The organism is Planococcus sp. APC 3906 (assembly GCF_030407685.1).
GTDB lineage: Bacteria > Bacillota > Bacilli > Bacillales_A > Planococcaceae > Planococcus > Planococcus koreensis.
On record NZ_JASDCW010000038.1, the window covers coordinates 1 to 25,472 of the forward strand.

The window sequence follows — 25,472 nt, forward strand, 5'->3', positions numbered from 1 at the left end:
TCTCCAATTCCAGTGAAATCAAGGGTGTTCAAGTTTTCTTAATTGAACAGACAATTAAGAAAGTTATTGTAAAAACGGCTTAGCAAGTACAGCTGCAAATTTTGCGCTTTTGCGGAATTCAATTGTGTTTTGGCTATGCTTCCAGTTGTGTTAAAATTATTTCGGAAACCAACACCATTCAGGAGGCTAAAAAATGTCAAACGTTCTTGTTTTAGGACATAAAAATCCGGACACAGATTCAATTTGTTCGGCGATTTCATATGCATATTTGAAAAAACAGCTGGGCATGCCTGCGGAACCGATCCGTTTAGGGGAAGCCAATAACGAAACTCTCTACGCATTGGAATATTTCAAATTCGAACAGCCGCGCCTTGTTGAAAAAGTGGCAGCTGAAGCTTCACAGGTCATTCTTGTGGACCACAACGAGCGCCAGCAGAGCGCTGCCGATATCCAGGACGTCCAAATTCTTGAAGTGGTTGACCACCACCGCATCGCCAATTTCGAAACGGTCGATCCATTGTACTTCCGTGCCGAACCGGTCGGCTGCACAGCTACGATCATTTTGAAATTGTTCAAGGAACACGGTGTCGAAGTGCCGTCTGATATCGCTGGGCTTATGTTGTCGGCGATCATTTCAGACTCATTGCTCTTCAAATCGCCAACTTGCACAGAACAGGACTTGCAGGCTGCACGCGAACTTGCGGAAATCGCGAATGTTGATGCGGCACAATATGGTCTTGCCATGCTGAAAGCTGGTGCGGACCTTAGCAACAAAACTCTTGAAGACTTGATGTCGCTGGACTCGAAAGAATTCGAAGCCAACGATCACCGCTTTGAAGTGGCTCAAGTCAATGCCATCGATGTCAATGAAGTCATCAGCCGCCAAAAAGAACTGGAAGTGCTGATGAACGAAAAAATTGCTCGCAAAAACTTGGATTTATTCGCATTTGTGGTTACAGATATCCTGAACAATGATTCGGTCGCTATCGTCTTGGGACGCAAGGCGGACATCATCGAAGGCGCATTCAAGTCAAGCGTCGTTGACAACCGCATTTTATTGCCAGGCGTTGTTTCACGTAAAAAGCAGATCATACCGGTCATTACAGAAGCGTTAAGCTGATCCCTCCGGGGGTCAGTTTTTTTGATGGACAGCATTTTCAGCAGTGCGCATAGGCAATAGGACGCCGTGTGCTGCGGAAGGTTGCATGGGCGAAGGAAATTGTCCGGTTGGGACTGGCACGGGGCGCCTTCACTTTTCGTGTTGTCCAGATCCGGCGGCCAGATTCTCGGGTCGCTTCGGACTTGCCGACAATGGCAAAGAGCGCCATTACCGGCACATATAAAGCCATCTGCTCCTAAAGCACTTCGTGCTTCGTCGCAAAGTTAAGGCCGAATTTCCTTCGCCCTTAACTTGCCTGTCGGGGCTAACATGGGCATCTCCACTTTTGGTTTTGTCCAGTTCCGGCGGCCAGATTCTCGGTTCACAAGCCACTCTGGCTGTGCGGCTAGAGAGACGCCGCTTCGCCAGAGCGTCTTGCGCCTGTCGAATCTAAACGGCCGCCTCCACTTTTGGTTTTACAGGCAAAAACATTGAGCAGGGTTTTGTTCGTTGTTATAGTAATGCGTGAGGTGAAATTATGAAAATTGAAATTTGGTCAGATTATGTATGTCCGTTTTGCTACATAGGCAAGCGTACGTTGGAACAGGCTTTAGAAAAATCTGGTTTTCATTCACAAGCTGAGATTTCGTTCAAGGCTTATCAATTAGATCCGGCAGCACCAGTCGATTCGACGGTGTCGGCATATGAAAGTTTAGCGGCAAAAACTGGCGCGACTTTGGAACAAGCAAAAGAAATGACGAAAGGCGTTGCGGCTCACGCGCGCTCAGTAGGACTTGAATATAATTTCGACGGTATGATGAATGGCAATACGCTGGCGGCTCACCGCTTAGTGAAGTGGGCAGAGGTGCATGGCAAGGACGCACATTTGACGGAACTTCTCCTTCGTTCGTATTTCGTTGAAGGCAAGAACGTCAGCAATAATGGGGTATTAGCGGAAACGGCGGAAGCAGCCGGACTGCCTAAGGACGAAGCGGAAAGCATTCTGGCTTCCGACCGGTTCCACGACGAAGTGGCGGCGGATATCACGGAAGCACGCCAGATCGGCGTACAAGGCGTGCCGTTCTTTGTTATCAACCGCAAATACGCAATTTCCGGCGCACAGCCGCTGGAAGCTTTTGTCGATTCGATCCGCCAGATTGCGGACGAAGAAGGAATCCGTCCGAAGCTTAAGCCGATGGGCCAAAGCAAGACATCGTATTGCACCGGCGACTCGTGCGATTCGTGAGCAGATAAGTTGAATTAACCCTCGTTTTTTATTATAATTTGTTTATCTCAAATTCGAGAATAATAACATTAGTAAAAAGGAGCTTTTTAAAAAATGAATGTATTAGTCGTAAAAGCAAACAACCGCCCTGCAAGTGAAGGGGTTTCAAGTAAAATGTATGAGGTTTTCATGAATGAAATCGGCAACGATATTAATGTCAGCACGTTTGACGTTTTCAAAGAAGATATGCCGTATTTCGGACAGGATTTCTTTGATGCGATGCAAAAATCAGCTCAGGCTGAACCGATGAGCGATCTTGAACAGCGCCTTTTGACGGCTTCTTCTAAAGCAATGGACGCTTTCATGGATGCAGATGTAGTAGTTTTCGCATTCCCATTATGGAATATGACGATTCCTGCAGCTCTTCAGACGTTCATCGATTATATCTACCGTGCAGGCATGACGTTCAAATACACTGAAAATGGTCCTGTCGGGCTTGTTCCAGAGAAAAAAGTGATTATCCTGAACGCACGCGGCGGCATCTACTCTACGCCGGAAATGGCTCCGGCCGAAATGAGCGCGACTTACATCCGCAACATCATGAACTTCTTCGGTATCCAGGATATCAATGAAGTGATCATCGAAGGGCACGCGTTGGACCCAGAGCGTGCAAATGAAATTATTGCAGAAGGCATGGAGCGTGTAAGAGACGCGGCCAACAGCCTGCAAACAATCAAAGCGTAATTGAATAGCAAGATAGACCGGAGGCGCATATGCGCCTCCGGGTTTTTTTGCTCCGCAATTGTTAAAAGTGCGCTTGGGCTGCTGATTAAAAAGAAGAGGACAGGGTAGTTATTTAGTAAAACGCTTTTAGGAGGGATAGCATGTCAAAAAATGAACATTCGAACCGCCTGCCAGACCATATGGAATCTTTGTGGAGAACATATAAGGAAGTCCCGAGCTTTCCGGCTTTGCAAGCCAATGAGTCGGCGGAGGTCGGGGTCGTCGGCGGAGGCATAGCAGGGATAGTGACGGCTTATTTGCTGGCGAAAGCCGGGAAAAAAGTGACACTCATCGATGCGGGCAAGTTGATCGATGGCGTCACTGGCTACACAACCGCCAAAATTACGGCACAGCACGGGTTGTATTACTTTCCGCTGATCAAGTTGATGGGCGAAGAAAAAGCGCGCTTGTATTATGAAGCCAATATGGGCGGTTTGAAATTCATTGAAGATTTGGCAGCTGAACTCAATATCGATTGCGATTTGACGCATCACGACGCGTTTCTTTACGCTAATACATCCCATGGCTCGGCGCTGCTTGAAAAAGAGGCGGAAGCATACGAAGCCTTGGGCATTGATGGTGGCTTGGCGAAAACAGAAGCGGAAGTGGACTTGCCATTTAGAGTGGAACAAGCTCTGGTCATGCGCAAACAAGCGCAATTCCATCCGGTGAAATTCCTGGCGAAACTGGTGAGTGAAATTGAACGGCTCGGGGGCAAAATCTACGAAAACACCCGCGCGCAAAAAATACTGAGCAAAGACGATCCGGTGATCCAAACGGAAAATATGTCGCATCTGTCGTGCGACAAAGTAGTGGTGGCGACCCATTATCCCTTCAATGACGCTGATGGGCTTTATTTCTCGAGGCTGTCCGTCAACCGTTCATATGTCATCGCGGCCCGGATTTCCGGCCTGATGCCGAATGGTATGTTCATCAGCGTTGATGCGCCGTCGCGCTCGCTGCGCTATGCGACAGGCATCGACGGCGAGAAATTACTGCTCATAGGAGGCGATGGCCATGCAACGGGCAAAAGCAAATCGCCGACCATGGAACATTACGAAAACTTGGCGCAATTCGGCGATGAGCATTTCGGCATTACGGAAATTCCGTACCGCTGGTCAGCGCAAGATATGACAACGCTCGACAAGGTTCCTTATATAGGAAAGATCACCGCAGGCTACGACAATATCTTTGTTGCGACCGGTTTCCATAAATGGGGCATGTCGAACGGGGCGGCCGCCGGCATGCTGCTTGCTGACCATATTTTAGGGAAAGCGAATCCGTATGCGGAGCTCTTCGACCCGACGCGGACGAAGTTGAAAGCTGTCGATGCGCTGAGCTTTATCAAAGACAATAGCTCAGTGGCCAAAGAGTTGGTGAAAGGGAAGCTGCAGTCTTCTTCGAAAACCGTTGATGAGCTGGCGAATGGGGAAGGTGGATTGGTCAAAGTAGGCGGCAAGAAAGCCGGCGGCTACCGCGATGAATACGGTCAGCTGCATTTAGTCGACACAACTTGCACCCACCTGGGCTGTGAAACCCACTGGAACGACGCCGAGCGGTCATGGGATTGCCCATGCCACGGTTCGCGCTTCTCCTTTAGCGGAGAAGTGCTCGACGGACCAGCTGTAAAACCTTTGAATAAGATGGAAGAACCCGGATCCATCTAAAAAAGCAGTGCGGAGAAATTCTCCGCACTGCTTTTCAATTTGTTTGGATTATGCAGGGTTTGCTTGCAATTCCAATGAAATTTTGATGTCTTCGCCGACGAGTACGCCGCCTGTTTCAAGCGCTTGGTTCCAAGTCAGGCCGAAATCCTTGCGGTTGATTTTGCTTTGCGCATTGAATGCAACAACTTCAACGCCCCATGGGTTCGTGCCTTTGCCGCCGTATTCCACTTCGAAAGTAGCTGGACGTGTTACGCCTTTAATCGTAAGGTCGCCAGTCAATTCGTACTCATCGTGTTTTTTCACGATATCGTTCGCCGTGAAAATGATGTGCGGGTGATTTTCAGCATCGAAGAAATCAGCTGAACGCAAGTGGTTGTCGCGGTCTTCGTTGTTTGTGTTGATGCTTGCGATGTCGATCTTGAAATCGATCAAAGCACCGGACAAATCCTCTTCGTTCGCTTCAACTTCCGCTTCAAAAGAAGTGAATGAGCCTTTTACTTTAGAGATCATCATGTGTTTTACTGAAAATCCGATTTCCGAGTGTGCTGGGTCTACTGTCCATTTTTTCATGTTATTGTTCCTCCTAATAGTCATATATCTATTTTCAACTATAAGGGCTAGAAATCTCGGTGTCAATAGTCTTTAATTAAAAACTCTTTAATTCGAGATATTTATTTTATCGGTCTTTAGAACGGAACATAGGGCTATCCCTTGTCAAAAGGGCAAGAAAATTAGATACTATTAAAAGCGAAAAGTTTAGAAGGGATTTGCTAGGGATGACGAAAGAAAAATGGTTAACGGATCTTCGCCGCTTTTTGGCTGATGATCACGTGAAAATGGACGAGCCGCTTCACCTGCATACCTTGACGCGCATGGGCGGCCCAGCTGATATTTTTGTGACACCGACAACTGAAGATGAAACAGCATACACTGTTAAATATGCATATGAAAACAATATTCCTTTGCTGCTGCTTGGCAACGGCTCCAATATGGTCGTTCGGGATGGTGGCGTACGCGGAATCGTACTGAACCTGAAAAGCCTGCATGCAATCCGCATTACTGGCACTACGCTTTATGCACAGGGCGGCGCCCATATCAAGGAAGTTTCTAAAGCCGCGGCGACGAACCGGCTGACCGGTTTTGAATTCGCTTGTGGAATTCCAGGATCTATTGGCGGCGCCATGGCGATGAACGCAGGTGCTTATGGCGGGGAAATTAAGGACATTATCCTCCAGGCAACGGTTTTGACTCCTGAAGGGGACAAGCTGGTGCTATCTAAAGAAGAGATGGAATTGGGCTACAGAAAAAGCATCATAACCAAAAAAGGCTATTATGTGCTGTCAGCTGAATTCGGCTTGGAGTATGGAAGCCAACCAGTGATTGATGCGAAGATGGTCGACTTGACGTATCAGCGTGAATCGAAGCAGCCTTTGGAATTCCCATCGGCAGGAAGTGTTTTCAAACGGCCGCCAGGCAATTTTGCCGGCAAGCTGATCCAGGAAAGCGGCCTTCAGGGGCGTGGATTCGGCGGAGCGGAAGTATCGACGAAGCACGCAGGATTCATCGTCAACAAAAATAACGCGACAGCAGATGATTACATCCAGACAATTGAAATGGTGAAATCGGCAGTGCGGGAAAAATTCGGCATCGATTTAGAGCTTGAAGTGAAAATTGTTGGGGAAGACATGGCGTGACCGATTAGCGGGGCTTTTATAGAGCTCCGCTTTTTTTAATGCCCTAAAATTATGGTATAATAAACCAACGTGAAAAACTGGGGGTTTCCTATGATCGATTTTTCGACGAACGGTTTAATTCTAATGGGGGGCATTTTTCTCCTGGCGGGTGTGCTGATGACCAAAGTGTCTTCACGCGCCGGCGTGCCATCTCTCGTGCTTTTCATGATCATCGGCATGTTCTTGGGCAGCGATGTCACCGGCCTCATTTACTTTTCCAATGCTGAAATCGCCCAATTGGTCGGCATTGTCGCGTTGATCTTCATCCTGTTCGAAGGCGGCCAGCAAGCGAAATGGAAACACATCCGGCCGGTCATGGGCGGTTCGCTTTCCCTGGCGACGCTTGGCGTTATGATCACCACTGCAATCGTCGCAACTACTGCATATTATATCCTCGATATCACTTGGCTTGAAGCGTTCCTGCTGGGGTCGATTGTCGGCTCCACGGACGCCGCCGCAGTCTTTTCCGTATTAGCCGGACAAAACGTCAAATCCAAAATTTCATCCACTCTTGAAGCGGAATCCGGCACCAACGATCCAATGGCGATGTTTTTAACAATTGCATTTATCCAATTAATCATGATGCCTGACGCTTCGGTCGGATCAATGGTCGGCAGTTTCGTGCTTGAAATGGGCTTAGGCGCTGTGTTTGGCGTCGTATTGGGCTATTTGGCTTCCTGGACCTTAAATCGCATCAAGCTGGATGCCTCTGGATTGTACGCTGTGCTGTCAGCTGGCTTTGCGATTTTCATCTACAGCGCCACCGCGATGATGCATGGCAGCGGGCTGTTAGCGGTTTATTTGGCTGCATTGGTCATCGGAACCCGCCAATTGACGCAAAGCTATTCCATCATCAGCTTCCATGAAGGCGTCGCATGGCTCATGCAGATTGTCATGTTCGTTTTGCTTGGCTTGCTTGTCTTCCCGAGCCAGCTGCTGGATTGGGACTTGATGTGGAGAGGCTTGGTGCTGTCATTCGTCCTGATTTTGATCGCGCGCCCGATTGCGGTATTCGTTTCAACCGCGTTCTTCGACTATTCGCTGAACGAGAAATTGTTCTTGTCGTGGGCGGGGCTGCGGGGCGCGGTGCCAATCGTGCTCGCAACGTTCCCGATGATCGCGGGTGTCGAAAACAGCTACCTGTTCTTTAACATCGTATTCTTTATCGTGTTGACTTCGGCTTTGATCCAGGGTTCGACGATCCCGTTCATGGCCAGAAAATTATCGCTGAACGGCCGGCCGCTCCCGAAGCGGATCCACTCGCTGGAACTGATCTCGATGGACAAGGCCAATGCAGAAATGCTGGAAGTCGAATTGACGGCTAAATCACCGTTTGCCGGCCAGCTGGTGCAAACGATCGGACTGCCGAAACAGACCTTGATCAGTGCGATCATCCGTTCAGGGAAGTTGGTCATGCCGACGGGGACAACGAAATTGAAAGTTGGCGACGTCTTGTACGTTCTGACCGAAAAGAAACAAGTGCCGAAAGTGAAAATGGTGCTTGGAGAAGAAGACATCAATCATTAAGCCCGCAGCTTGCGGGCTTTTTATGTTACAGCAGCGAGTTTATAAAGGAATTTCTTGCGAATAAAGGATTTTTATTCCGGCGGTCGAATGATATAGCATCAGTGAAGAAAAAATGAGGGGGAAAAGCAAGTGGGGAAACAGAAAAGAAACCGGAAGCTGCTGAAATGGATTGTGGGAATCGTGGGCGGTTTGGTGGTGCTGGCGGTCGCAGCGCTAATTTTTGTAAACGTTTACATAGGGAAGTCGAGCCCGCAAGTGGAAGGCGAAATGGTGGTCAGCGTCTTGGATGGCGGTGCGACGGTGACGCGCGATGAAATCGGCGTTCCGCATATCGAAGCGGAGACGGATGCCGATTTGTACCGGGCACAGGGCTTTGTCCAAGCGCAGGACCGGCTGTTCCAAATGGACCTGTCGCGCCGCCAAGCAAGCGGGCGTTTGGCGGAAGTGGTGGGAGCGGCGGCAGTCGACCGAGATAAATTCTTCCGGGCATTCAGCCTGCGCAACGCCGCTGAAAAATCCTGGAGCGGTTATGAACCACAAGCGCAGCAAGTCTTGGAATGGTACGCAGAAGGCGTCAATGCCTTCATGGAGCAAGCGAAAAAGGATGGCAAACTGAGCTATGAATTTGCGCTTCTCGGCTACGAACCCGAACCCTGGACGCCGGTCGATTCATTGACGATTGGCAAATTCATGGCGTATGACCTCGGCGGGCATTGGTCGTCGCTCGCCATCAGGCATTGGGCGCTGAATGAATTCCCGGAAGACAAGGCGAAGGAGATCTTCATCAAATACCCGGAAGATGCGCCATCGATCATCGCGGCAAACAAAAAGCAGCCGGTGCAAGTCGCTGGCCAATTTGACGCTTCGGTCATCCCGCCGGAATTCAATGGCAGCAATAACTGGGTCGTGTCCGGCGATAAGACGGCGAGCGGCTTGCCGCTGCTGGCGGATGATCCGCATCTTGGTTTGTCGACGCCGTCGATCTGGTACCAGATGCATTTGAAGTCGCCGGAACAGAACGTCAGCGGCGTTATTTTCGCAGGGATTCCCGGCATCATTCTCGGCCATAACGAAAAGATTGCCTGGGGCGTGACGAATGTCGGCCCGGACGTCCAGGATTTGTACATCGAAACGCCGAATCCGGAAGATCCGACGCAATTTCTCTACGACGGGAAATGGGAGCAGGCGGAAATCCGCAACGAACCGATCAAAGTGAAAGACGGCGAAACGGAGGATTTTGAAGTGGCGGTTACGCGCCACGGGCCGATCATTTCGGACGTCTTGTACAAAGACGAAGATCCGGGTGCATCGTTTTCATTGCAATGGACCGCCCATGAACCGACCTTGGAGCTGCAAGCAGTACTGAGTTTCAATAAAGCGTCCAATTGGGAAGAGTTCGAAACAGCCTTAGAGGATTTCCAGGCGCCGGCACAGAATTTCGTTTTCGCGTCGGTCGATGGAACAATCGCCTATAAAGCGAACGGCCGGATTCCGATCCGCAAACAAGGCGACGGCCAATTGCCGGTGCCTGGCGATTCGTCCGCATATGGCTGGGAAGGCTATGTGCCATTCGATGAACTGCCGACAGCCGTAAATCCGGAAAGCGGTTTTATCGCGACGGCCAATAACGAAGTCGTCGACAGTTCGTACGAGTACCACATTACGGATTTCTGGGCACAGCCGTACCGCTATGAGCGAATTGCAGAAGTGCTCGAATCAAAAGATGATTTGACGAAAGAAGACATGATGGCGCTGCAGATGGACCAGAAAAACCTGTATGCGGCTGAATTTTTAGAGGACATGATGGCTGCTGTCCAGGAAAAAACCGATAAACACGACGAATTGTTCAAAATGATGGCGGAATGGGATCAAGTCGACAGCAAAGGGGCTGCAGAACCGCTCGTTTTCCATAAATGGATGAAGCAGCTGCCTGTGACGATGCTGGCAGATGAATTTCCGGAAGATGTCTTCAGCCTCTTGCCGGGCAAAAACCACATCACCGACCAAATGATGCGCGACGCATTCAGCGGCAACGAAGGGGCGTGGGTATCGGAATATGGAGGTGCGGGCAAATGGCTACAGGATTCATTGGAAACGGCTCTTGGAGAAATCGAAGAAGAATTCGGCAGCGATGCCGGCGATTGGCAATGGGGAGACAACCATCAACTGACGTTCCCGCATCCGCTTGCAGGTGCGTCGCCGATCTTCGAAGGCTTCCTGAATCCTGATCCTGTTCCGATTGGCGGATCCAACATCACGGTGCAGGCAGCCGGTTTTGATGGCGAAGGCAATGTTGACCACGGGGCATCTTGGCGCTTCGTCGCGGATCTAAGCGATTTATCAAGCGCCTACCACATTGTCGGACCGGGATTAAGCGGGCACATGAAGTCGGATTTCTTCCATAACCAAGTAGACGATTGGGCGGAAGGGAATTTCCATGAAACGCTCCTTGAAGGGGAAGTGGAAGGTTCGGTCTTAAGGTTGTCGCCTGAATAAGTTATACTGAAAGAAAATGATGTGAGGGCGGTAGGCTTGAAGAATTTATTGGCGGTCGGATTCGGCGGAATGGCGGGCTCATTATTGAGGGCGGTTATCTACGAAGGGGTGTCTTCGTTCACTGGCTTATGGATTGTGAACTTGCTTGGCAGCTTGTTGCTCGGCTTTGTTGCAGGGCGCTTCCACGCAAAGTCAGCCCCTTTCCGCTTATTCGTGTCGACTGGTTTGCTCGGCTCGTTTACGACGTTCTCAGCATTCACCGCTGAATGGTTCCGGCTGATGGAACGTTCGTTCACGGGCGGCTTGCTGTTGGCACTCGGAATGACGGCATTTTCTGTTGGAACAGCCGCAATCGGGCTGAGGTTCGGCAGAAAGGCGGTGGCGGGATGATCGGCATCGCGCTTGGCGGATTTTTAGGGGCGATTGCCCGATATGGCTTTTACTTAATGGCCGAAAGCCGGGCCAGGCAGCCGAAGCTGGCGACGTGGCTGGTCAACAGCCTCGGTTCGTTGGCGCTCGGCATGTTTATCGGTGCAGGCAGTGTCTCGCCGTTTTGGATGGTTGGCTTCTTGGGGGCCTTCACGACATTTTCCACGATGGCGCTCGACGCCGTTAAGGATGTTGAAGACGGCCGCCTGCTCGAGGCGGCGTCTTATCTCGGAGCCACGCTCGTGAGCGGCATTGTCTTGTTCAGCACCGGCTATCATTTACTGCATTGACGCAAAAAGAAAAAGCCGTTCCGGCAAAAGGAACGGCTTTTTCTATGGCTGCCAATAGTTAAAAAGCTTGAAGAAAAGCGCCTTTTTCGATGGTCCGTCCCATGCGGCCGGTTGTGGTTTCGGCATGAAGCAATGATTGGTAGACCGCTTCTTCGGTCGCTTCGATGACGCCTTTGAATAATTCGGCCATCAGCGGATGGTCATCGCGTAAGAGCGTCGATTGGCGCAGCGCCTCCGCTGATGTGTGGGCGATGCGGTCGGCGTTGGAAAATGCGATGATGATGTCGCCGCTGCCATTGTGAATATGCGTTCCGGTGCGTCCCAGCCCGATCGCCGCACGTTTCGCCAGACGCTTCAGTTGCCGGCTGTCGAGCGGAGCATCGGTGGCGATCACAATGATGACAGAACCGTCCGGCTTTTCAGGAGCGGGAAAATCCGGCTGCCAGTTGGCAATGGCGATTTCCTCTTTAAGGCCGAAATTGCTCAGTACCAAAGCTCCGGCGGTGTACTGTTGCCCTTCAAATTCCGCCATGCGCGAAGCGGAACCGATGCCGCCTTTGACGCCGTAGCAGATCATCCCTTTTCCGGCGCCTACCGCGCCTTGTGCAAAATCTGCTGTGGCGGCGTTGATTGCCTGTTCCGCATGTTCCGGACGCACGGCCATCAGGCGCATTGAGTTCAAATAGCTGTCGTTGCATTCGCCAACGACGATATTGAGCGAGCTGGTCGAATCGCCGATTGCCGGGTTTTCGCGCAGCATCCAGTCCATCGTGCCCTGCAGCACAGCGGCAACGCTGAAAGTATTCGTCAGCATAATCGGCGATTCGAGGACGCCGAGCTCTTCGATTTGCACCAATCCGGCGGTTTTGCCGAAGCCGTTCAGCACAAAGCTCGCGGCTGGAACTTTTTCTTCAAACCAATTGCCGGCATGCGGCAAAATGGCGGTGACGCCTGTACACACGGATTCGTCCGCAGACAAGCGCTCTTCGAGTGTTGTGTGCCCGACTGTAACTCCGGCGACATCGGCAATTGAATTCAATTTTCCTTTTTTCAATGAAATCACCATCTCTTTTTTCTTTGATTGAAGTAAAAACAGCAGCCGGCATTTTCACGGGCTGCTGTTTTCTGTTTCACTTTACAATGATCACAGGAGCCTGCACGCGCTTCGCGACTTTGTGGCTGACACTGCCAAGCACCATCTCCTGAAGGGCATTCAAGCCCCGGCTGCCGATAAAGACGATGTCGTAGCCGGTTTCGTTGGCGTGCTTGACGATGGTCGGTCCTGGGGTGCCGTGCAATGTTTTTGTTTCAAAAGCGACTCCAGCGCCCTGAAATACGGCTTCGAGTGGCTCCAGGTGCTTGCGGCGTTCGAAATGGACTTCGTCGCTGCTCTGGCCATGAAGGATTTCGCTGCGCGCTTTTTCATAATCGATAACATACAGCAGCGTGACGGAGGCATCGGGGTTCGCTTTCGCCATCTTCACCGCTTCATGTGCAGCGCGCATCGAATGGTCCGAGCCGTCTGCCGCCACTAAGATTTTCTGGTACATGCAAATTCCCCCTACTAATTGTCCGGATACTCTTAAACTATTCGACGGAAGCTTGCGTAATCCTTCCCGCCGGCTTCTGGCAATCATTCAAACCGAGGTTTGACTAATGGGTGGCAAGGAATTATACTGGCAGTAACAATCAAATATACGTTTGAATGAAAGAAGGAATCGCGATGAGAGAAATATGTGAAGTCACGAAAGTCCATCCGGAAGTAGTGGAAAACGTCCAAAATCATATGGCGGATTTATCGGAAGTCGCCAATCTCTTTAAAGCCCTAGCAGATGAAACCCGTTTGAATATCGCTTATGCGTTAACAATAGAAGAAGAAATGTGCGTCTGTGATATCGCCGCAGTCATTGGCTCGTCGACGGCAACTGCTTCGCATCATTTGCGCTATTTGCGTGAACGCGGACTTGCGAAGTCGCAGAAAAAAGGCAAGCAAGTCTATTATTCATTGTCGGACAGCCATGTCCATCAGCTCGTCACAATCGCCCATGAACATGCGAAAGAAGGTGTGCACGATGCAAAAGACATACCGTCTTGAAAACCTGTCCTGCACCAGCTGTGCAGCGAAGTTTGAAAAAAATATCCGCAGCTTGCCCGAAACGAAAGACGTCATATTGAATTTTGGCGCTTCAAAACTTACAGTTGACGGCAACGTTTCGATCGAAGAACTTGAAAAAGCAGGGGCATTCGACCATATCCGTGTTTATCCTGAACGGGAGAAAGTTGTCCATATGCCATTTTACAAACGGCGCCAGACCATTGAAACGGCCATTTCCCTGATTCTTTTAATTGTCGGGATTGCCATTTCGTTCCGTACTTCTGAAACGGATCCGGCAGCGATTGCCTTGTTCGCAGGATCGATGCTGGTGGGCGGCTACCATATGTTCGGAACCGGCCTCCGCAATCTGGTGAAACTGCAATTCGATATGAAGACGCTGATGACGATCGCGATTATCGGTGCGGCAATTATCGGCGAATGGCGGGAAGGTGCGGTCGTCGTGTTCTTGTTCGCCATCAGCGAAGTGCTGGAGACATTCTCGATGAACAAAGCCCGCCAATCCATCCGCGGCTTGATGGACCTTGCGCCAGCGCGTGCGCTGATTCAGCGCGGCGGAGAACTCATCGAAATGGATACAGAGGATATCCGCATCGGCGACGTCATGATTGTCAAACCGGGCCAAAAAATCGCCATGGACGGCAATGTCCTGCGCGGCGAAAGTTCGGTCAATCAGGCAGCCATCACTGGTGAATCGATACCGGCTTCCAAAGAGGCAGGCGATGAAGTATTTGCCGGAACGATGAACGAAGAAGGGGCACTCGAAATCACGGTGACAAAACGCGTCGAAGATACAACGATTGCGAAAATCATCCATCTCGTTGAAGAAGCGCAAGCTGAAAAAGCACCGTCCCAGAAATTCGTCGACCAATTCGCAAAATACTACACACCGGCAATCATCGCCATCGCTTTTTTCGTGGCGCTGGTTCCTGGATTCGTCACAGGTGATTGGCAGTTATGGGTTTACCAAGGCCTCGCAGTGCTGGTCGTAGGTTGTCCGTGTGCGCTTGTCGTGTCGACGCCTGTCGCCATTGTCACAGCAATCGGCAATGCAGCGCGCCAAGGCGTCTTGATCAAAGGCGGCATCCATTTAGAAGAAACGGGCCGCATCAAAGCTGTGGCATTCGATAAGACAGGCACGCTGACTAAAGGCTATCCCGAAGTGACGGATGTGTATGCACAAGAGGGCTACAATAAAGACGAAGTATTGAAAATTGCTGCTTCCGTTGAAGCGATGTCCCAGCATCCGCTGGCGCGCGCCATTACAGCGCGTGTTCCGGAGGTCTACAGCATCACGGCTTTTAAATCCGTGACCGGCAAAGGCGTCACCGCTGTGGTGAACGGAATGCCAGTCTATGTCGGCAGCCTCGGCTGGGCAGCGGAATTCGGTTTTGCTGTCCCGCAGGCGTACGAAAAACTGCAGGAAAGCGGAAAGTCAGTGGTAGCCGTCTTCTCGGATATGGAATTGATCGGCTCAGTGGCGGTAGCTGATGCAATCCGCCCTGAAAGCCCGGCCATCATCCAGGCTTTAAAGGATATGGGCATTGAAGAAACGATCATGCTGACGGGCGATCACCCGGTGACTGCGCAAGCGATCGCCGGACAAATCGGCGTCACGGATGTCCGCGCAGGCTTGATGCCGGAAGAAAAACTCGCGGCTGTCAAAGAGCTGCAGGGCATCTACGGCCGTGTGGCGATGGTCGGCGACGGCATCAACGACGCACCGGCTTTAGCAGCTTCATCGGTCGGCATCGCCATGGGCGGCGCAGGCACGGATGCGGCACTGGAAACCGCCGATATCGCCTTGATGGCGGATGATCTTGAAAAACTTCCGTATACGATTCGACTCAGCCGAAAAACTTTGCGTATAATAAAGGAAAACATCATTTTCGCATTGGGTTTGAAAATTATCGCTTTGCTTCTGATCATTCCGGGATGGCTGACCTTATGGATCGCCATTTTTGCGGATATGGGCGCGACGCTGCTGGTCATCTTGAATGCCCTGCGCCTCGTGAAAATCCAGAAGTAAAAGCATGTTGGGGGAAATCGCATTGAAGTTGACTGAATGGACGATAGAAGAACAGGAACAGCTCATTGAATTCATGACCACCAATTCTTGGCCGTTCCACGGGCAGGAACATCCGGTGCGGGCATTGATTGAAAAGACGATTGAAGGCGGCGGCTATAAATCGGATCAAGTCCGCACGTTCTGGATTGAAAACGATGAAGGCGAGCAAGTGGGGCTTGTGAAGATTTTTGATTTGCAGGACGATATTCCGCTATTCGATTTGCGGATCGCTGAACCTTACCGCGGCAAAGGCTATGGCCCGAAAGCGTTGAAGCTCGTTGCTGATTTCGTGTTTTCGCTGCCGGAGAAGAAAATCCGCCTCGAAGGAAATACGCGGCATGACAATTTCGCGATGCGCAAAGCATTCGAACGCACCGGCTTTGCCAAAGAAGCACATATTCGCCAAGCGTGGTTTTCGCCGAAAGAAAACCGTTATTACGATGCCGTGACTTATGGATTGACGCGCGAAGACTGGCAAGCGGGCATAACGACGCCTGTCCATTGGGACGATGCCTTGGTCGGTGCCAAGAAGCCGCAATTCAATCCGATTCTGCTCGACTTCCCGGATGAATTCGAATCCGAAAGGCTGCTGATACGTGCGCCGAAAAGAGAAGACGCTGAGCAATGCTACGAGGCTGTGCTGCATTCCTTGGAATCGCTCAGCCCGTGGCTGCCTTTTGCAGAAGATCCGCCGGAGCTTGCACGGACAGAAGCGGTGCTCATTGAAGCGGCTGCCAATTTCCAGCTGCGCAAAGATTTGCGCCTTCACTTTTTTTCAAAAGAAACCGGGGAATTCATTGGCTCGACAGGGCTTCACCGCATCAATTGGGAAGTCCGGAAGTTCGAAATCGGCTACTGGGTCGACCACCGTTTCGAAGGCAAAGGCTATGTGACGGAAGCTGTGGAGCGCATTACCCGATTCGCTTTTGAAAATCTTGAAGCGAACCGCGTAGAAATCCGCTGCGATCCGGAAAATGTGCGGAGCCGTGCTGTAGCGGAACGCCTCAATTTTGAGCTCGAAGGTATTTTGCGCAACGACGCCATTTCCAAAAACCGCCTGCGCGATACATGCGTCTATTCGAAAATTAAGCAATAAAAAAAGGCCGGAGACAAATGTCCCGGCCTTTTCTATGTTTTAGGGCTGTTATAAGCCTTTTCTTCCTGAAATTAAGTTGATGACTAAAATGATAGCCGCAATAATTAGAAGAATGTGGATTAAACCACCAGCAACGTCCATTAAAAATCCTACTAACCAAATAACAATAATAACTGCTAAAACAATCCAAAGTATACGCGCCATGTTTCTTCACCTAACCTTTCTCTTGAGATAGTAATATTTACCCCAGACGTTCTAAGGATAAACATCCAGAATATTAGAACAGCGCAGACTTGCCGGAAGCTCAGTTGTTTCGGCGGTTACGGTATAGTAAACTGAAGGAAGTTATGTGAGGGAGGAACTGACTTTGCCTACTCCAAGTATGGAAGACCATATTGAAATAATATATGCATTAATTGAACAAAAAGGGTACGCACGTGTATCGGATATTGCGGAAGCGCTGTCGGTACTGCCGTCATCCGTCACTAAAATGGTGCAAAAACTCGATAAAGACGGCTATTTGATTTATGAACGCTACCGGGGCCTCGTGTTGACGCCAAAAGGGCAGAAACTAGGGAAACGCTTATTGAAGCGGCACGATTTGCTGGAGCAGTTCCTGCGGCTGATCGGTGTGGAGGAAGAACGCATTTATGGGGATGTTGAAGGCATCGAGCACCATTTAAGCTGGAATTCAATTGACCGGATTGCGGATTTGGTTCAAACACTGGAGGACCATCCCGAAATGGTTGCTGAATTGGAAAAGCTGAAGAACGACCAAAAAGAAAGTTAAATAGAAGGAGGCTGCATTATGAGTTTGCATCCAGGATTGAAAGCGAATTTAAAAATTAAAGACCGGTCAAGTTCACTATGGGTTTTGACAGATGGTTCTGGCGATGAAGTCTTCATGAACGCATCGGAAATCGAAGAAGGGCAGGAAGTCGGCGAAGAAATCGAAGTGTTCCTGTACCGCAACCGCCAAGGTGGCATCGCGGCGACGCCGATGATTCCGCATATTCTGCCAAGCGTATATGGCTGGGCGAAAGTGCTGAAAGTATCGCCGCGCGAAGGCGCAGTCGTGGATATCGGCACGACCCGTGAAGTCTATGTGCTGCCTGCGGACCTTCCGCAAGTACAGGAATTATGGCCGAAACAAGGCGACCATTTGTTCATGACGCTGCGCACAGACCGCTACGGCGACTTGTACGGCCGATTGGCGACAGAAGAGACGGTGCTGGAGCTAAGTGCACCGGCCCCTGAAGAAGTGTTCAATAAAGACTTGAAGGCGCGCGCTTACCGTCTGCTGCCGGTCGGTTCTTTCATGTTGACGGTTCCGGAAATGTACCGTGTCTTCGTCCATGAAACTGAGCGTGAAGAAGAACCCCGCCTTGGGGAAGAGAAGACCGTACGCATCATCGGTGTTAAAGAAGACCGTACATTGAACGGCTCGCTGCTTCCGCGCAAGCAGGAGCGCCTGTCCGACGATGCTGAAATGATTTTGCGCTATTTGGAGGAATCGGGCGGCAAAATGCCGTTCACAGACAAATCCTCACCGGATGAAATCTATGAGATGTTCGGTTTGAGCAAGGCCGCATTCAAGCGCGCCATCGGCCGATTGTACAAAGAACGCCGCATCGTCCAAGAAGAAGGCTGGACAAAATTAACGCCTTGATGCAACCTTTTCAAATTAAAAGCGTATTAATTTGGAGAAAGGGGCAACTAATATGAAGAAAATGATCTCCATCATCACCATCATTCTGGCAATTTCCTTGCTGGCGCCGCAAGCAGGCTCAGCAAACGTAGGTATAAATGAAAAGTTCGGGGTGCCGATCGTGGTTTACGGCGGCAATCTCTCCGATGCTGAAAAAGAAAGCGTTGCGGGCAGCTTGAACGTAGCGGAAGAAGCTGAAGTGGAAGAAATCGAAGTGACCGGGGAAGACCTGATCACTTACATTAAAGACGGCGACCCGCGCGCCCGCATGTACTCATCGGCTAAAATCACCCGCAAGGAAGCCGGCGAAGGCTTGGTTATCCAAATCGTAACACCGGACAACATTACACAAGTCACGTCTGAAATGTACGCCAACGCGATGCTGACAGCGGGCATTGAAGATGCGACAGTGGAAGTGGCTGCACCGAAAGCGGTAACTGGCCATTCTGCGCTTGTCGGAATTTACAAAGCATATGAAGTGAACGGCGAACAATTGGATCCGGAACGGACCGATGTCGCCAATGACGAACTCGAAGTTGCAACAGAGCTTGCAGATAAAGGCGTCGAAGATGAAAAAGTCAGCGAATTGCTGACAGAAATCAAAAAGCAGATTGCGGAACAAAATCCCGCAACACGTGAAGAAGTGGAAGCGATTGTAGAAGAGCAATTGTCAAAACTGCAGATTGAATTGAGCCCGGAAGACCGCCAATTGCTGGTGGACCTGATGGACCGCATCCGCAAACTTGATATTGATTTTTCGCAATGGTCTACCCAGCTTGAAGATTTGAGCAAAACGATTGAAGACAAAATCGGCACGGTCGTCAATGACGATGGCTTTTGGCAAAGTGTAAAGGATTTCTTCAATAAATTGATCGACGGCATCCGCGGATTAGTAAGCTGATGATGAAAATAAGGCAGTTCCCGAACTCTGTATAACAGAATTCCGGGGCTGCCTTTTTCCTATTCCTTCCAAGCTCGCTTTCTTGCCAGTAGAAAAAGAATCTGCTATCATGAAATAAATATCTCGAATTCAAGATAAAAGGAGTGTTTACAATGAAATTGGAAGGCATCCACCACGTTTCCGCAATCACCGCCAATGCGGACAAAAATCACGATTTTTTTACGCGGATCTTGGGCATGCGCCTTGTTAAGAAAAGCGTCAATCAGGATTCGACTTCTTCGTATCATTTATTCTATGCGGACGCGGTAGGGACGCCAGGCACGGATATGACTTATTTTGATATTCCGATGGCTGGCAGAACGTATCCAGGCGTTTCAAGCATCAGCAACACCTCTTTGCGCGTGAAAAGCGGCGAAGCACTTCGCTATTGGGCGCAGCGTTTCGATGAATTCGGCGTCCCTCATGCGGAAATAAGCGAAACCTTCGGACGCGGCACCTTGGTATTCCAAGACTTTGAAGGATCTCGGCTCATGCTGACAGTGGACGACGGAACGGGCATCCCTCATGGTATTCCATGGACCAAAGCGGGGATCCCGGAAGAATTTGCCATCGTTGGCTTGGGGCCGGTAACATTGACAGTCCGCAAAAGCGGAAAAACCGCAGAAGTACTGACAGAAATCCTCGGCTTTGAGCAAATTGGCTCTTATTCACCGAAAGTGGAAGGCATGCAAGATATTTTGGTGTTTTCAACAGGAAAAGGCGGACCCGCCGGCGAAATACATTTAGAGGAACGTACAGACCTGCCTCCTGAACGCCCTGGGAGAGGCAGTGTCCACCACGTCGCGTTCCGTGTCAAAACATACGAAGACTATAGCAAATGGAACGACTATCTGTTGTCAAAAGGCTTCATGACGTCAGGGGAAGTGGACCGTTATTACTTCAAAGCGCTTTACTTCCGCGAGCCGAACGGCATCCTTTTTGAATTGTCAACAGACGAACCGGGCTTCGCAACGGACGAGCCATTGGAAACATTGGGTGAGAAATTGGCGCTTCCGCCATTCCTTGAGCCAAAACGGGCACAGATCGAGGCTTCATTGCGGCCGCTGGAAATAAATCGATAAATGCAGGGGGGATGAAACAGTGGATTTTAAATTGAAGGAATTGGGCCAGGATGAATTTGCATTCCACCTGGAGGACGAAGGCAGAAATGTCGGCGAAATCACATGGACGGAAATGTCGGACGTTATGGTCGTTGAATACACATTCGTTGAAGAAACGCTGCGCCACCATGGCTTGGCTAAGAAATTGCTGGACCGCGCTGCCCAATATGCACGCGAAAAAGGCTTCAAAATCGAGCCGGTCTGTTCTTATGCAGCCGTTGCTTTCGATCGTTACAAGGAATACGATGATGTGAAAATGTAAGCACGCAAAAAGCAATCCTCTAATCTAATTTAGCGGATTGCTTTTCTATGTTTCCCGTATGTAATTAATCATCTTCAACCTCCGAATTATAATGCCGTCATAAAGAAGACGATTGCTGTTAAGATTGAAGCTCCACCTATACCATACATAAAATCAGCTTGGTTAAAAATTAACTTTTTTTCCATTTTATTCATCACCTTTCAAATGTTTGATATTAATAAAATACCCGGACTTCAAATTTTTAAACAGGTTTTATTAATTTTATTAAGGGAACTAGTTAAGTGAACTGTTAAACTCCTTTTCTATCTATATTAAGGAGAAATTTATGAAAGAGGTGGACCATATGAATGGAAAGCAGGACGTCAGCCGGTCTGGCGAAAAAGTACTTGGCGTTATCGGCATTGTGTTTAACCTTTTAGCAATCGCACTTATCATTTTCTCGATTTTCAGTCTGGGGAATGTCGAGAACGACCCGGAATTCCGCCAATTCCTTGAAGAACAAATCATGTCAGATCCGACCATGACCGATGTTGGGGATGTCCAGGGGCTGGTAGATGGGTTATTGACAAGCTTCGATGTAATTATGTGGGTGATTGTCGGGCTTTTGGCAATTAGTACAGTTTTTGCATTGTTGGCAATCGGCAGGCTCGGCAGAAATGCCAATCCGAATATGGCAGGGGTCTTCTTTATCGTTGCTGGATTGTTTGCAGGGATCATGTCGCTGACTTCGATCTTGTTCTACATTGCCGCTATCATGTGCTTTGTACGTAAAGCGCGCAATGGCAACGGAAAAGATTTGCAGGACAACAGCAATCAGTATCGGGAAAACGATCGTTTGCGTGACCAGGATTCGCTCCGCCATGATGAGCAGCGCATCCGTGAAGAAAGGCTGCGTGAAGAAGAACAGCAGCGCCTTATGGAAGAAAAGTCTCGCCAATCGCAACCAGGAACAACTGGAGACGATTTTGTTGAGCGCGAAGATTTGAAACGCCGCGCGGATGAGCGCCTGAGCAAAGGAAATAACGACGATACACCGTATCGACCGCTATAACAATTGCTTCTAAAATCAGCCTCAAACGCAAATAAAGGTGCAACGGAATTTTCCGTTGCACCTTTTGCTGTTTCCCGTCTGTTAAAGGGCGGGCGTCTTCACTTTTAAATCGTAAACGTATTTCGCGGTCTTGAGTGGGTGGCCTTCGAACAATTCTTCGAATTCTTCCACAAACTCAAATCCATTGGCTGCATAAAAGTTTCTGGCTTTTTCGTTCTCACTTCCTACATATACAGAGAGTTCAGAGCCGTCGAACAAATGGGACAGCCCACTGTCGAGCAACTTCTTGCCGAAACCGTTGCGTTGGTATTCGGGTTTCAAGTAAAGGGCGATCAATTCTGCATCGCCATCCTGATCGAGTTTTGTAAAGTTGGCAAAGCCGATCGCCTCATCTTCGTGTATCGCTACAAGGACAATCGTCTTTTTCAATCGCATCTCCATCATCGGAGTGGAATAGGATTTATCTAAAAAACTTTTTTGGGCCGGGGAGGGGATGATGCCTTCGTATGTGTCGTTCCAGCTGGCATAAGCGATTTCCTGGACAGAAGCAATATCTTCAATCGTACCTGTGCGAATCATGTGATCACCTCAAAAATTCTTTTCGTAATCATATCAAAATTAGCGCTGAATAGCCACCATTGTGGAATAATAGAAGGAAAGGGAGGCGAGGAGTTTTGGACTGGAATACCTATCATTTTGATGAACTGACAGCAAGGAAACTCTATGAATTCTTAAAGTTGCGGGTCGATGTGTTCATTGTTGAACAAGATTGTCCATACCCTGAGTTGGATAATCTGGATCAAGAATCGATCCATATGGCATATACAGAAAACGGCCGCACTTTGGCATATGCCCGGCTTGTGCCAGGGGGAGTGAAATATGGCTTGCCGTCAATTGGACGAGTTATTGTCCACCCGGATGCCAGAAGCAGGGGACTTGCAAAACAATTGCTTGAAAAATCGATTGATTATATTTTGAAGGAATGGAAAGCCGATGAAATCCAGCTTCAAGGGCAGGTTTACTTGAAAGGCTTCTATGAATCATTCGGTTTTGTGCCGATTTCGGAGGAATACGATGAAGACGGCATTCCCCATGTAGATATGAAATTAACCAAAAATAAAATGTAACACTCTCATTGGCTGGCAAAAGACTATTTTTCTGGTAAAAGGGTATACAAACTAAATAACGGTTAAATTAAAAAGGAGTGAAGCACATGGCGAACAAAAGAGGCAGTGGAAGAGGCTTATTGTGGGCAGGATTAGCTGCTGGAGCTTATGCGTATTTCAAAAAACCGGAAAATCGGCAAAAAGCCACAGAGGCTTTTAATAATGCAAAGACGAAGGTGAATTCGTATATGGAATCTCAAAACTTGGAAAACACTGATGGAAAACAAGCAGAAGCCAAAAAAGATTCAACGGAGCTGCGTGAAAACAAGATGGTCAGCGAAGGCGGATTGAGTGGCGCGCAGTATTATAACGACAAAAAACGAGACGAAAAAGACGAGGACTTCAAGTTGTCATCAAATGATTTCAGCGAAGAGAAATCCGAGAATACAGAAACAATAGCACCTGAAAACAGATTGAATACGGACAATTTGTAAAAGGAAGGATGGTTTTCGAACCATCCTTTTTTTATGCAATAAAATTCTGCGGAGGCTTTATTCACCTTTTGCTCAACAAAGCGTTTGCCAATGCGGCGCCTATCAGTAAAGTGCCGCTCAGCATAAAGCCTTCGTCTGCGTTCAGTTCAAGAATTCCTGTAAAACTGGAACCCCCGACCACGCCGAGTGAAAAGAAAGCATAAAACAGGCCATAGGCTTTGCCGCGTGACGACAGTTCAGTGGAATCGATAAGCAGCGAGTTGATGGATGGAAACAATAATGCAAAGCCGATTCCGTATGCGCACATAATGGCATAAAGCAAAGGGGCAGTTTCAGCCGCGCTGAGCAGGAACAACGACAGCCCCATGAAACTAAATCCTGCAATCAGCGTATAGAGAGGCTTCGCCTTATCGAAGATCCGGTTTACAGGCAGCAGGAATACAAGGATCGCTGCCACGCCAAAGACGCTGAGGAGCAAGCCGCTCAGTTCAGGCGGAAGGCCGAGCCCGGCTATTTTCAACGGCAGCATATAAGCAAGCACGCCTTGAGAGAACATCAGGAAAAAGGCGCCGGCAAAAGATTGCAGCAAACCGCGGTTGCGTATGATGCGGGAGAAAGGAAGCGGCTGTTCAGCAACAGCCTCTTTTTTTGCGATTTTGCGGTTTAGTACAAAGAACGCGCAGATCGCCAGCGCCAGCAGCAGCACACCGGTCGTTGCCATCGTTTCCGCAACGCTCGTGCGGCTGGCTAGAATCGCGCCGTACGCGGGCCCGATGATAGCGGCAAGGCCGACAAAAGCGCCTGACACCGCCGCACCTTTGCCGCGCTTAGTGGATGCGGTCTTGTTCGCCAAGTAAGTGAAGGCGGCAGGGACGGTCAGCCCGGCGGCAAGTCCGTGCACAAAACGGACCGCAAGCAAGCTATAAGGGCCGTCAGCAAAGCTGTAGGAAAAAAGCACGGCGCCAGTTGTGGCCAACCCCGCTACGAGAATGGCGAAAGGCCCTTTGCGGTCCGAGAAGATGCCTGACGCGATATTGCCGATGATATTCGAGAGTGAATACATTCCAACGGCAAGGCCGGCCAGGAAAGGCGTGGCTCCTAGAGAGACAGCCAGCGGACTCATGATAGGCAACTGTGCGAAAAGATCAAAAAAGGCAAAGAAGATGATGATATAAATAAAGAATCGCACCGGTTTCACTCGCTTTCACAAAATCAAAGGCTGCAGAATGACGTTGTTGATTTTAGGCTAGGAAATGCATTTTCACATCCCGGCAGACGCGGCCGTGGAAAAATAAAAAAGCATAGGGATTAACAATGCTTATGACTAGGGTAAAGAAAGTTATATTCACATTATAGCACCGGAGGTTAGTATATGAAAAAAGCGATGTTTATATTGAATCCTTCTTCTGGCAAGGAGAAGGCGAAAGATTATGCGGAACAAGTGAAACGTACGCTTGAAGAGATGGGATACAGCGTGGACACCAGAGAAACTCAAAAAGCGAAAGATGCAACAGAGTTCGCTGCAGAGGCCTGCGAAAAAGAGTATGATTTCGTCGTTGCAATGGGAGGCGATGGCACGATCAACGAAGCGGTGTCTGGCTTGGCTGAGCAGGAGCATCATCCGTTGTTCTCATTGATTCCTCTGGGGACGGTGAACGATTTTGCACGTGCGCTCAATATCTCACTCGATCCAGCAGAAGCGATCGAGGCATTGAAGACCGGTTCTGAAAAATGGGTCGACATCGCAAAAGTCGGCGACCATTTCTTCATGAACATCCTTGCACTTGGGCAGGTTGCTGAATCGACTTACGAAGTTACTCCGGAACAGAAAACGAAACTCGGAGCTTTTGCTTATTTCATCGAGGGCCTTAAAGCCATCACCCAAGATACGGAGCAATATTTCGAAATTGAATACGATGATGGGAAATTTGAAGGTGAAGCAAAGCTTGTACTGGTCGCTTTGACGAACTCGGTAGGCGGGTTTGAGAAGTTGGCGCCTGAAGCTTTGACCGACGATGGCCTGCTGCATCTCTACATCATCAAAAATGCCGCATTGCCTGCATTCATCCGCATTGCGCGCAATATGCTGGTTGGGAAACTGGACAATGATCCGGCAGTAGAAGTTATCAAGACAACAAAAGTTTCAATCAGGACAAATGAACCGTTATATTGTAATATAGATGGGGATGAAGGCTGTGCTACGCCCTTTGTCATCGAAGTGCTGCCGCGACATATCCGTGCTTTAGTGCCGCCTGATAAAGACT

Annotated in this window: 27 protein-coding genes; 21 read left to right on the plus strand and 6 right to left on the minus strand. The window is 49.4% G+C overall.

Translation table 11 applies throughout. The features are described from left to right. Positions 1 to 193 precede the first annotated feature (193 nt). From QMA09_RS15600 to QMA09_RS15615, 4 genes are all read left to right on the plus strand, one after another. On the plus strand, positions 194 to 1,120 hold the full coding sequence (locus QMA09_RS15600; protein WP_135504552.1) for a manganese-dependent inorganic pyrophosphatase: 927 nt from the start codon (positions 194 to 196) through the stop codon (positions 1,118 to 1,120). Positions 1,121 to 1,637: 517 nt separating this feature from the next. Then, on the plus strand, positions 1,638 to 2,345 hold the full coding sequence (locus QMA09_RS15605; protein ID WP_135504551.1) for a DsbA family oxidoreductase: 708 nt from the start codon (positions 1,638 to 1,640) through the stop codon (positions 2,343 to 2,345). 93 nt (positions 2,346 to 2,438) lie between these two features. Further along, positions 2,439 to 3,068 (plus strand): FMN-dependent NADH-azoreductase, encoded by a 630-nt coding sequence (locus QMA09_RS15610; protein WP_135504550.1) that lies wholly within the window; start codon positions 2,439 to 2,441, stop codon positions 3,066 to 3,068. Positions 3,069 to 3,208: 140 nt separating this feature from the next. Continuing rightward, positions 3,209 to 4,774, plus strand: coding sequence for an FAD-dependent oxidoreductase (locus QMA09_RS15615; protein WP_290213771.1), 1,566 nt, complete (start codon positions 3,209 to 3,211; stop codon positions 4,772 to 4,774). A gap of 48 nt (positions 4,775 to 4,822) precedes the next feature. Here QMA09_RS15615 and QMA09_RS15620 read toward each other — a convergent pair whose 3' ends face one another. Next, positions 4,823 to 5,344: a YceI family protein gene (locus QMA09_RS15620; RefSeq protein WP_135504547.1), complete on the minus strand. Its 522-nt coding sequence runs from the start codon at positions 5,342 to 5,344 to the stop codon at positions 4,823 to 4,825. Positions 5,345 to 5,550: 206 nt separating this feature from the next. Here QMA09_RS15620 and murB point away from each other — a divergent pair, with 206 nt between their 5' ends. The 5 genes from murB (at position 5,551) to QMA09_RS15645 (ending at position 11,249) form a co-directional block, all read left to right on the plus strand. Further along, positions 5,551 to 6,468, plus strand: a complete 918-nt coding sequence (gene murB, locus QMA09_RS15625) for a UDP-N-acetylmuramate dehydrogenase (protein ID WP_290213772.1) — start codon at positions 5,551 to 5,553, stop codon at positions 6,466 to 6,468. Between the two features lie 90 nt (positions 6,469 to 6,558). Then, a complete protein-coding gene (locus QMA09_RS15630; protein ID WP_290213773.1) occupies positions 6,559 to 8,034 on the plus strand; it encodes a potassium/proton antiporter in 1,476 nt (491 codons plus the stop codon). Positions 8,035 to 8,163: 129 nt separating this feature from the next. After that, positions 8,164 to 10,530, plus strand: a complete 2,367-nt coding sequence (locus QMA09_RS15635; protein WP_290213774.1) for a penicillin acylase family protein — start codon at positions 8,164 to 8,166, stop codon at positions 10,528 to 10,530. 36 nt (positions 10,531 to 10,566) lie between these two features. Beyond that, positions 10,567 to 10,920: a fluoride efflux transporter FluC gene (locus QMA09_RS15640; RefSeq protein ID WP_290213775.1), complete on the plus strand. Its 354-nt coding sequence runs from the start codon at positions 10,567 to 10,569 to the stop codon at positions 10,918 to 10,920. Next, a complete protein-coding gene (locus tag QMA09_RS15645; protein WP_290213776.1) occupies positions 10,917 to 11,249 on the plus strand; it encodes a fluoride efflux transporter FluC in 333 nt (110 codons plus the stop codon). Before QMA09_RS15640 ends, QMA09_RS15645 begins: the two co-directional genes overlap by 4 nt. Before the next feature lie 58 nt (positions 11,250 to 11,307). On the opposite strand, the gene QMA09_RS15650 is transcribed toward QMA09_RS15645, so the two are convergent. Both QMA09_RS15650 and QMA09_RS15655 read right to left on the minus strand, forming a co-directional pair. Then, the gene (locus QMA09_RS15650; RefSeq protein ID WP_290213777.1) at positions 11,308 to 12,303 is read right to left on the minus strand and encodes a DmpA family aminopeptidase; all 996 of its coding nucleotides are present in this window, start codon (positions 12,301 to 12,303) and stop codon (positions 11,308 to 11,310) included. Between the two features lie 76 nt (positions 12,304 to 12,379). Next, positions 12,380 to 12,799 carry a universal stress protein gene (locus QMA09_RS15655; RefSeq protein WP_183736525.1) on the minus strand — a complete coding sequence of 140 codons (420 nt, stop codon included), beginning with the start codon at positions 12,797 to 12,799 and terminating at the stop codon, positions 12,380 to 12,382. A gap of 173 nt (positions 12,800 to 12,972) precedes the next feature. Between QMA09_RS15655 and QMA09_RS15660 the strand changes: the two genes are divergently transcribed. From QMA09_RS15660 to QMA09_RS15670, 3 genes are read left to right on the plus strand one after another with little or no spacing between them, the layout of a single operon-like run. Beyond that, positions 12,973 to 13,344, plus strand: a complete 372-nt coding sequence (locus tag QMA09_RS15660; RefSeq protein WP_290213778.1) for an ArsR/SmtB family transcription factor — start codon at positions 12,973 to 12,975, stop codon at positions 13,342 to 13,344. Then, positions 13,322 to 15,391, plus strand: coding sequence for a heavy metal translocating P-type ATPase (locus QMA09_RS15665; RefSeq protein WP_290213779.1), 2,070 nt, complete (start codon positions 13,322 to 13,324; stop codon positions 15,389 to 15,391). Before QMA09_RS15660 ends, QMA09_RS15665 begins: the two co-directional genes overlap by 23 nt. Before the next feature lie 22 nt (positions 15,392 to 15,413). Then, positions 15,414 to 16,526, plus strand: a complete 1,113-nt coding sequence (locus QMA09_RS15670) for a GNAT family N-acetyltransferase (RefSeq protein ID WP_290213781.1) — start codon at positions 15,414 to 15,416, stop codon at positions 16,524 to 16,526. A 48-nt stretch (positions 16,527 to 16,574) separates the two neighbouring features. Here QMA09_RS15670 and QMA09_RS15675 read toward each other — a convergent pair whose 3' ends face one another. Then, positions 16,575 to 16,730 (minus strand): lmo0937 family membrane protein, encoded by a 156-nt coding sequence (locus tag QMA09_RS15675; protein ID WP_135504533.1) that lies wholly within the window; start codon positions 16,728 to 16,730, stop codon positions 16,575 to 16,577. Positions 16,731 to 16,893: 163 nt separating this feature from the next. Here QMA09_RS15675 and mntR point away from each other — a divergent pair, with 163 nt between their 5' ends. The 6 genes from mntR to QMA09_RS15705 all read left to right on the plus strand — a co-directional run bounded on the left by mntR (position 16,894) and on the right by QMA09_RS15705 (position 21,608). Continuing rightward, a complete protein-coding gene (gene mntR, locus QMA09_RS15680; RefSeq protein WP_135504531.1) occupies positions 16,894 to 17,316 on the plus strand; it encodes a transcriptional regulator MntR in 423 nt (140 codons plus the stop codon). Positions 17,317 to 17,334: 18 nt separating this feature from the next. Beyond that, positions 17,335 to 18,195 (plus strand): CvfB family protein, encoded by an 861-nt coding sequence (locus QMA09_RS15685; protein WP_135504530.1) that lies wholly within the window; start codon positions 17,335 to 17,337, stop codon positions 18,193 to 18,195. A 52-nt stretch (positions 18,196 to 18,247) separates the two neighbouring features. Then, on the plus strand, positions 18,248 to 19,135 hold the full coding sequence (locus tag QMA09_RS15690) for a DUF1002 domain-containing protein (RefSeq protein ID WP_183736523.1): 888 nt from the start codon (positions 18,248 to 18,250) through the stop codon (positions 19,133 to 19,135). Positions 19,136 to 19,287: 152 nt separating this feature from the next. After that, a complete protein-coding gene (locus QMA09_RS15695) occupies positions 19,288 to 20,256 on the plus strand; it encodes a ring-cleaving dioxygenase (protein WP_135504928.1) in 969 nt (322 codons plus the stop codon). A gap of 19 nt (positions 20,257 to 20,275) precedes the next feature. Next, entirely contained in the window at positions 20,276 to 20,557 is a 282-nt protein-coding gene (locus tag QMA09_RS15700) for a GNAT family N-acetyltransferase (protein ID WP_135504930.1), read from the plus strand. Positions 20,558 to 20,900: 343 nt separating this feature from the next. Beyond that, entirely contained in the window at positions 20,901 to 21,608 is a 708-nt protein-coding gene (locus QMA09_RS15705) for a DUF4064 domain-containing protein (protein WP_135504932.1), read from the plus strand. Between the two features lie 81 nt (positions 21,609 to 21,689). Here the strand turns inward: QMA09_RS15705 and QMA09_RS15710 are convergent, their stop codons facing one another. Next, positions 21,690 to 22,187 carry a GNAT family N-acetyltransferase gene (locus QMA09_RS15710; RefSeq protein ID WP_135504934.1) on the minus strand — a complete coding sequence of 166 codons (498 nt, stop codon included), beginning with the start codon at positions 22,185 to 22,187 and terminating at the stop codon, positions 21,690 to 21,692. Positions 22,188 to 22,282: 95 nt separating this feature from the next. Here QMA09_RS15710 and QMA09_RS15715 point away from each other — a divergent pair, with 95 nt between their 5' ends. Both QMA09_RS15715 and QMA09_RS15720 read left to right on the plus strand, forming a co-directional pair. Next, positions 22,283 to 22,735, plus strand: a complete 453-nt coding sequence (locus tag QMA09_RS15715) for a GNAT family N-acetyltransferase (protein ID WP_135504936.1) — start codon at positions 22,283 to 22,285, stop codon at positions 22,733 to 22,735. Between the two features lie 86 nt (positions 22,736 to 22,821). Beyond that, on the plus strand, positions 22,822 to 23,208 hold the full coding sequence (locus QMA09_RS15720) for a hypothetical protein (protein WP_135504938.1): 387 nt from the start codon (positions 22,822 to 22,824) through the stop codon (positions 23,206 to 23,208). Between the two features lie 61 nt (positions 23,209 to 23,269). Here the strand turns inward: QMA09_RS15720 and QMA09_RS15725 are convergent, their stop codons facing one another. After that, positions 23,270 to 24,397 (minus strand): MFS transporter, encoded by a 1,128-nt coding sequence (locus QMA09_RS15725; RefSeq protein ID WP_135504940.1) that lies wholly within the window; start codon positions 24,395 to 24,397, stop codon positions 23,270 to 23,272. A 183-nt stretch (positions 24,398 to 24,580) separates the two neighbouring features. Between QMA09_RS15725 and QMA09_RS15730 the strand changes: the two genes are divergently transcribed. After that, on the plus strand, positions 24,581 to 25,472 hold an 892-nt coding region (locus QMA09_RS15730; RefSeq protein WP_290213780.1), incomplete at its 3' end, for a diacylglycerol/lipid kinase family protein.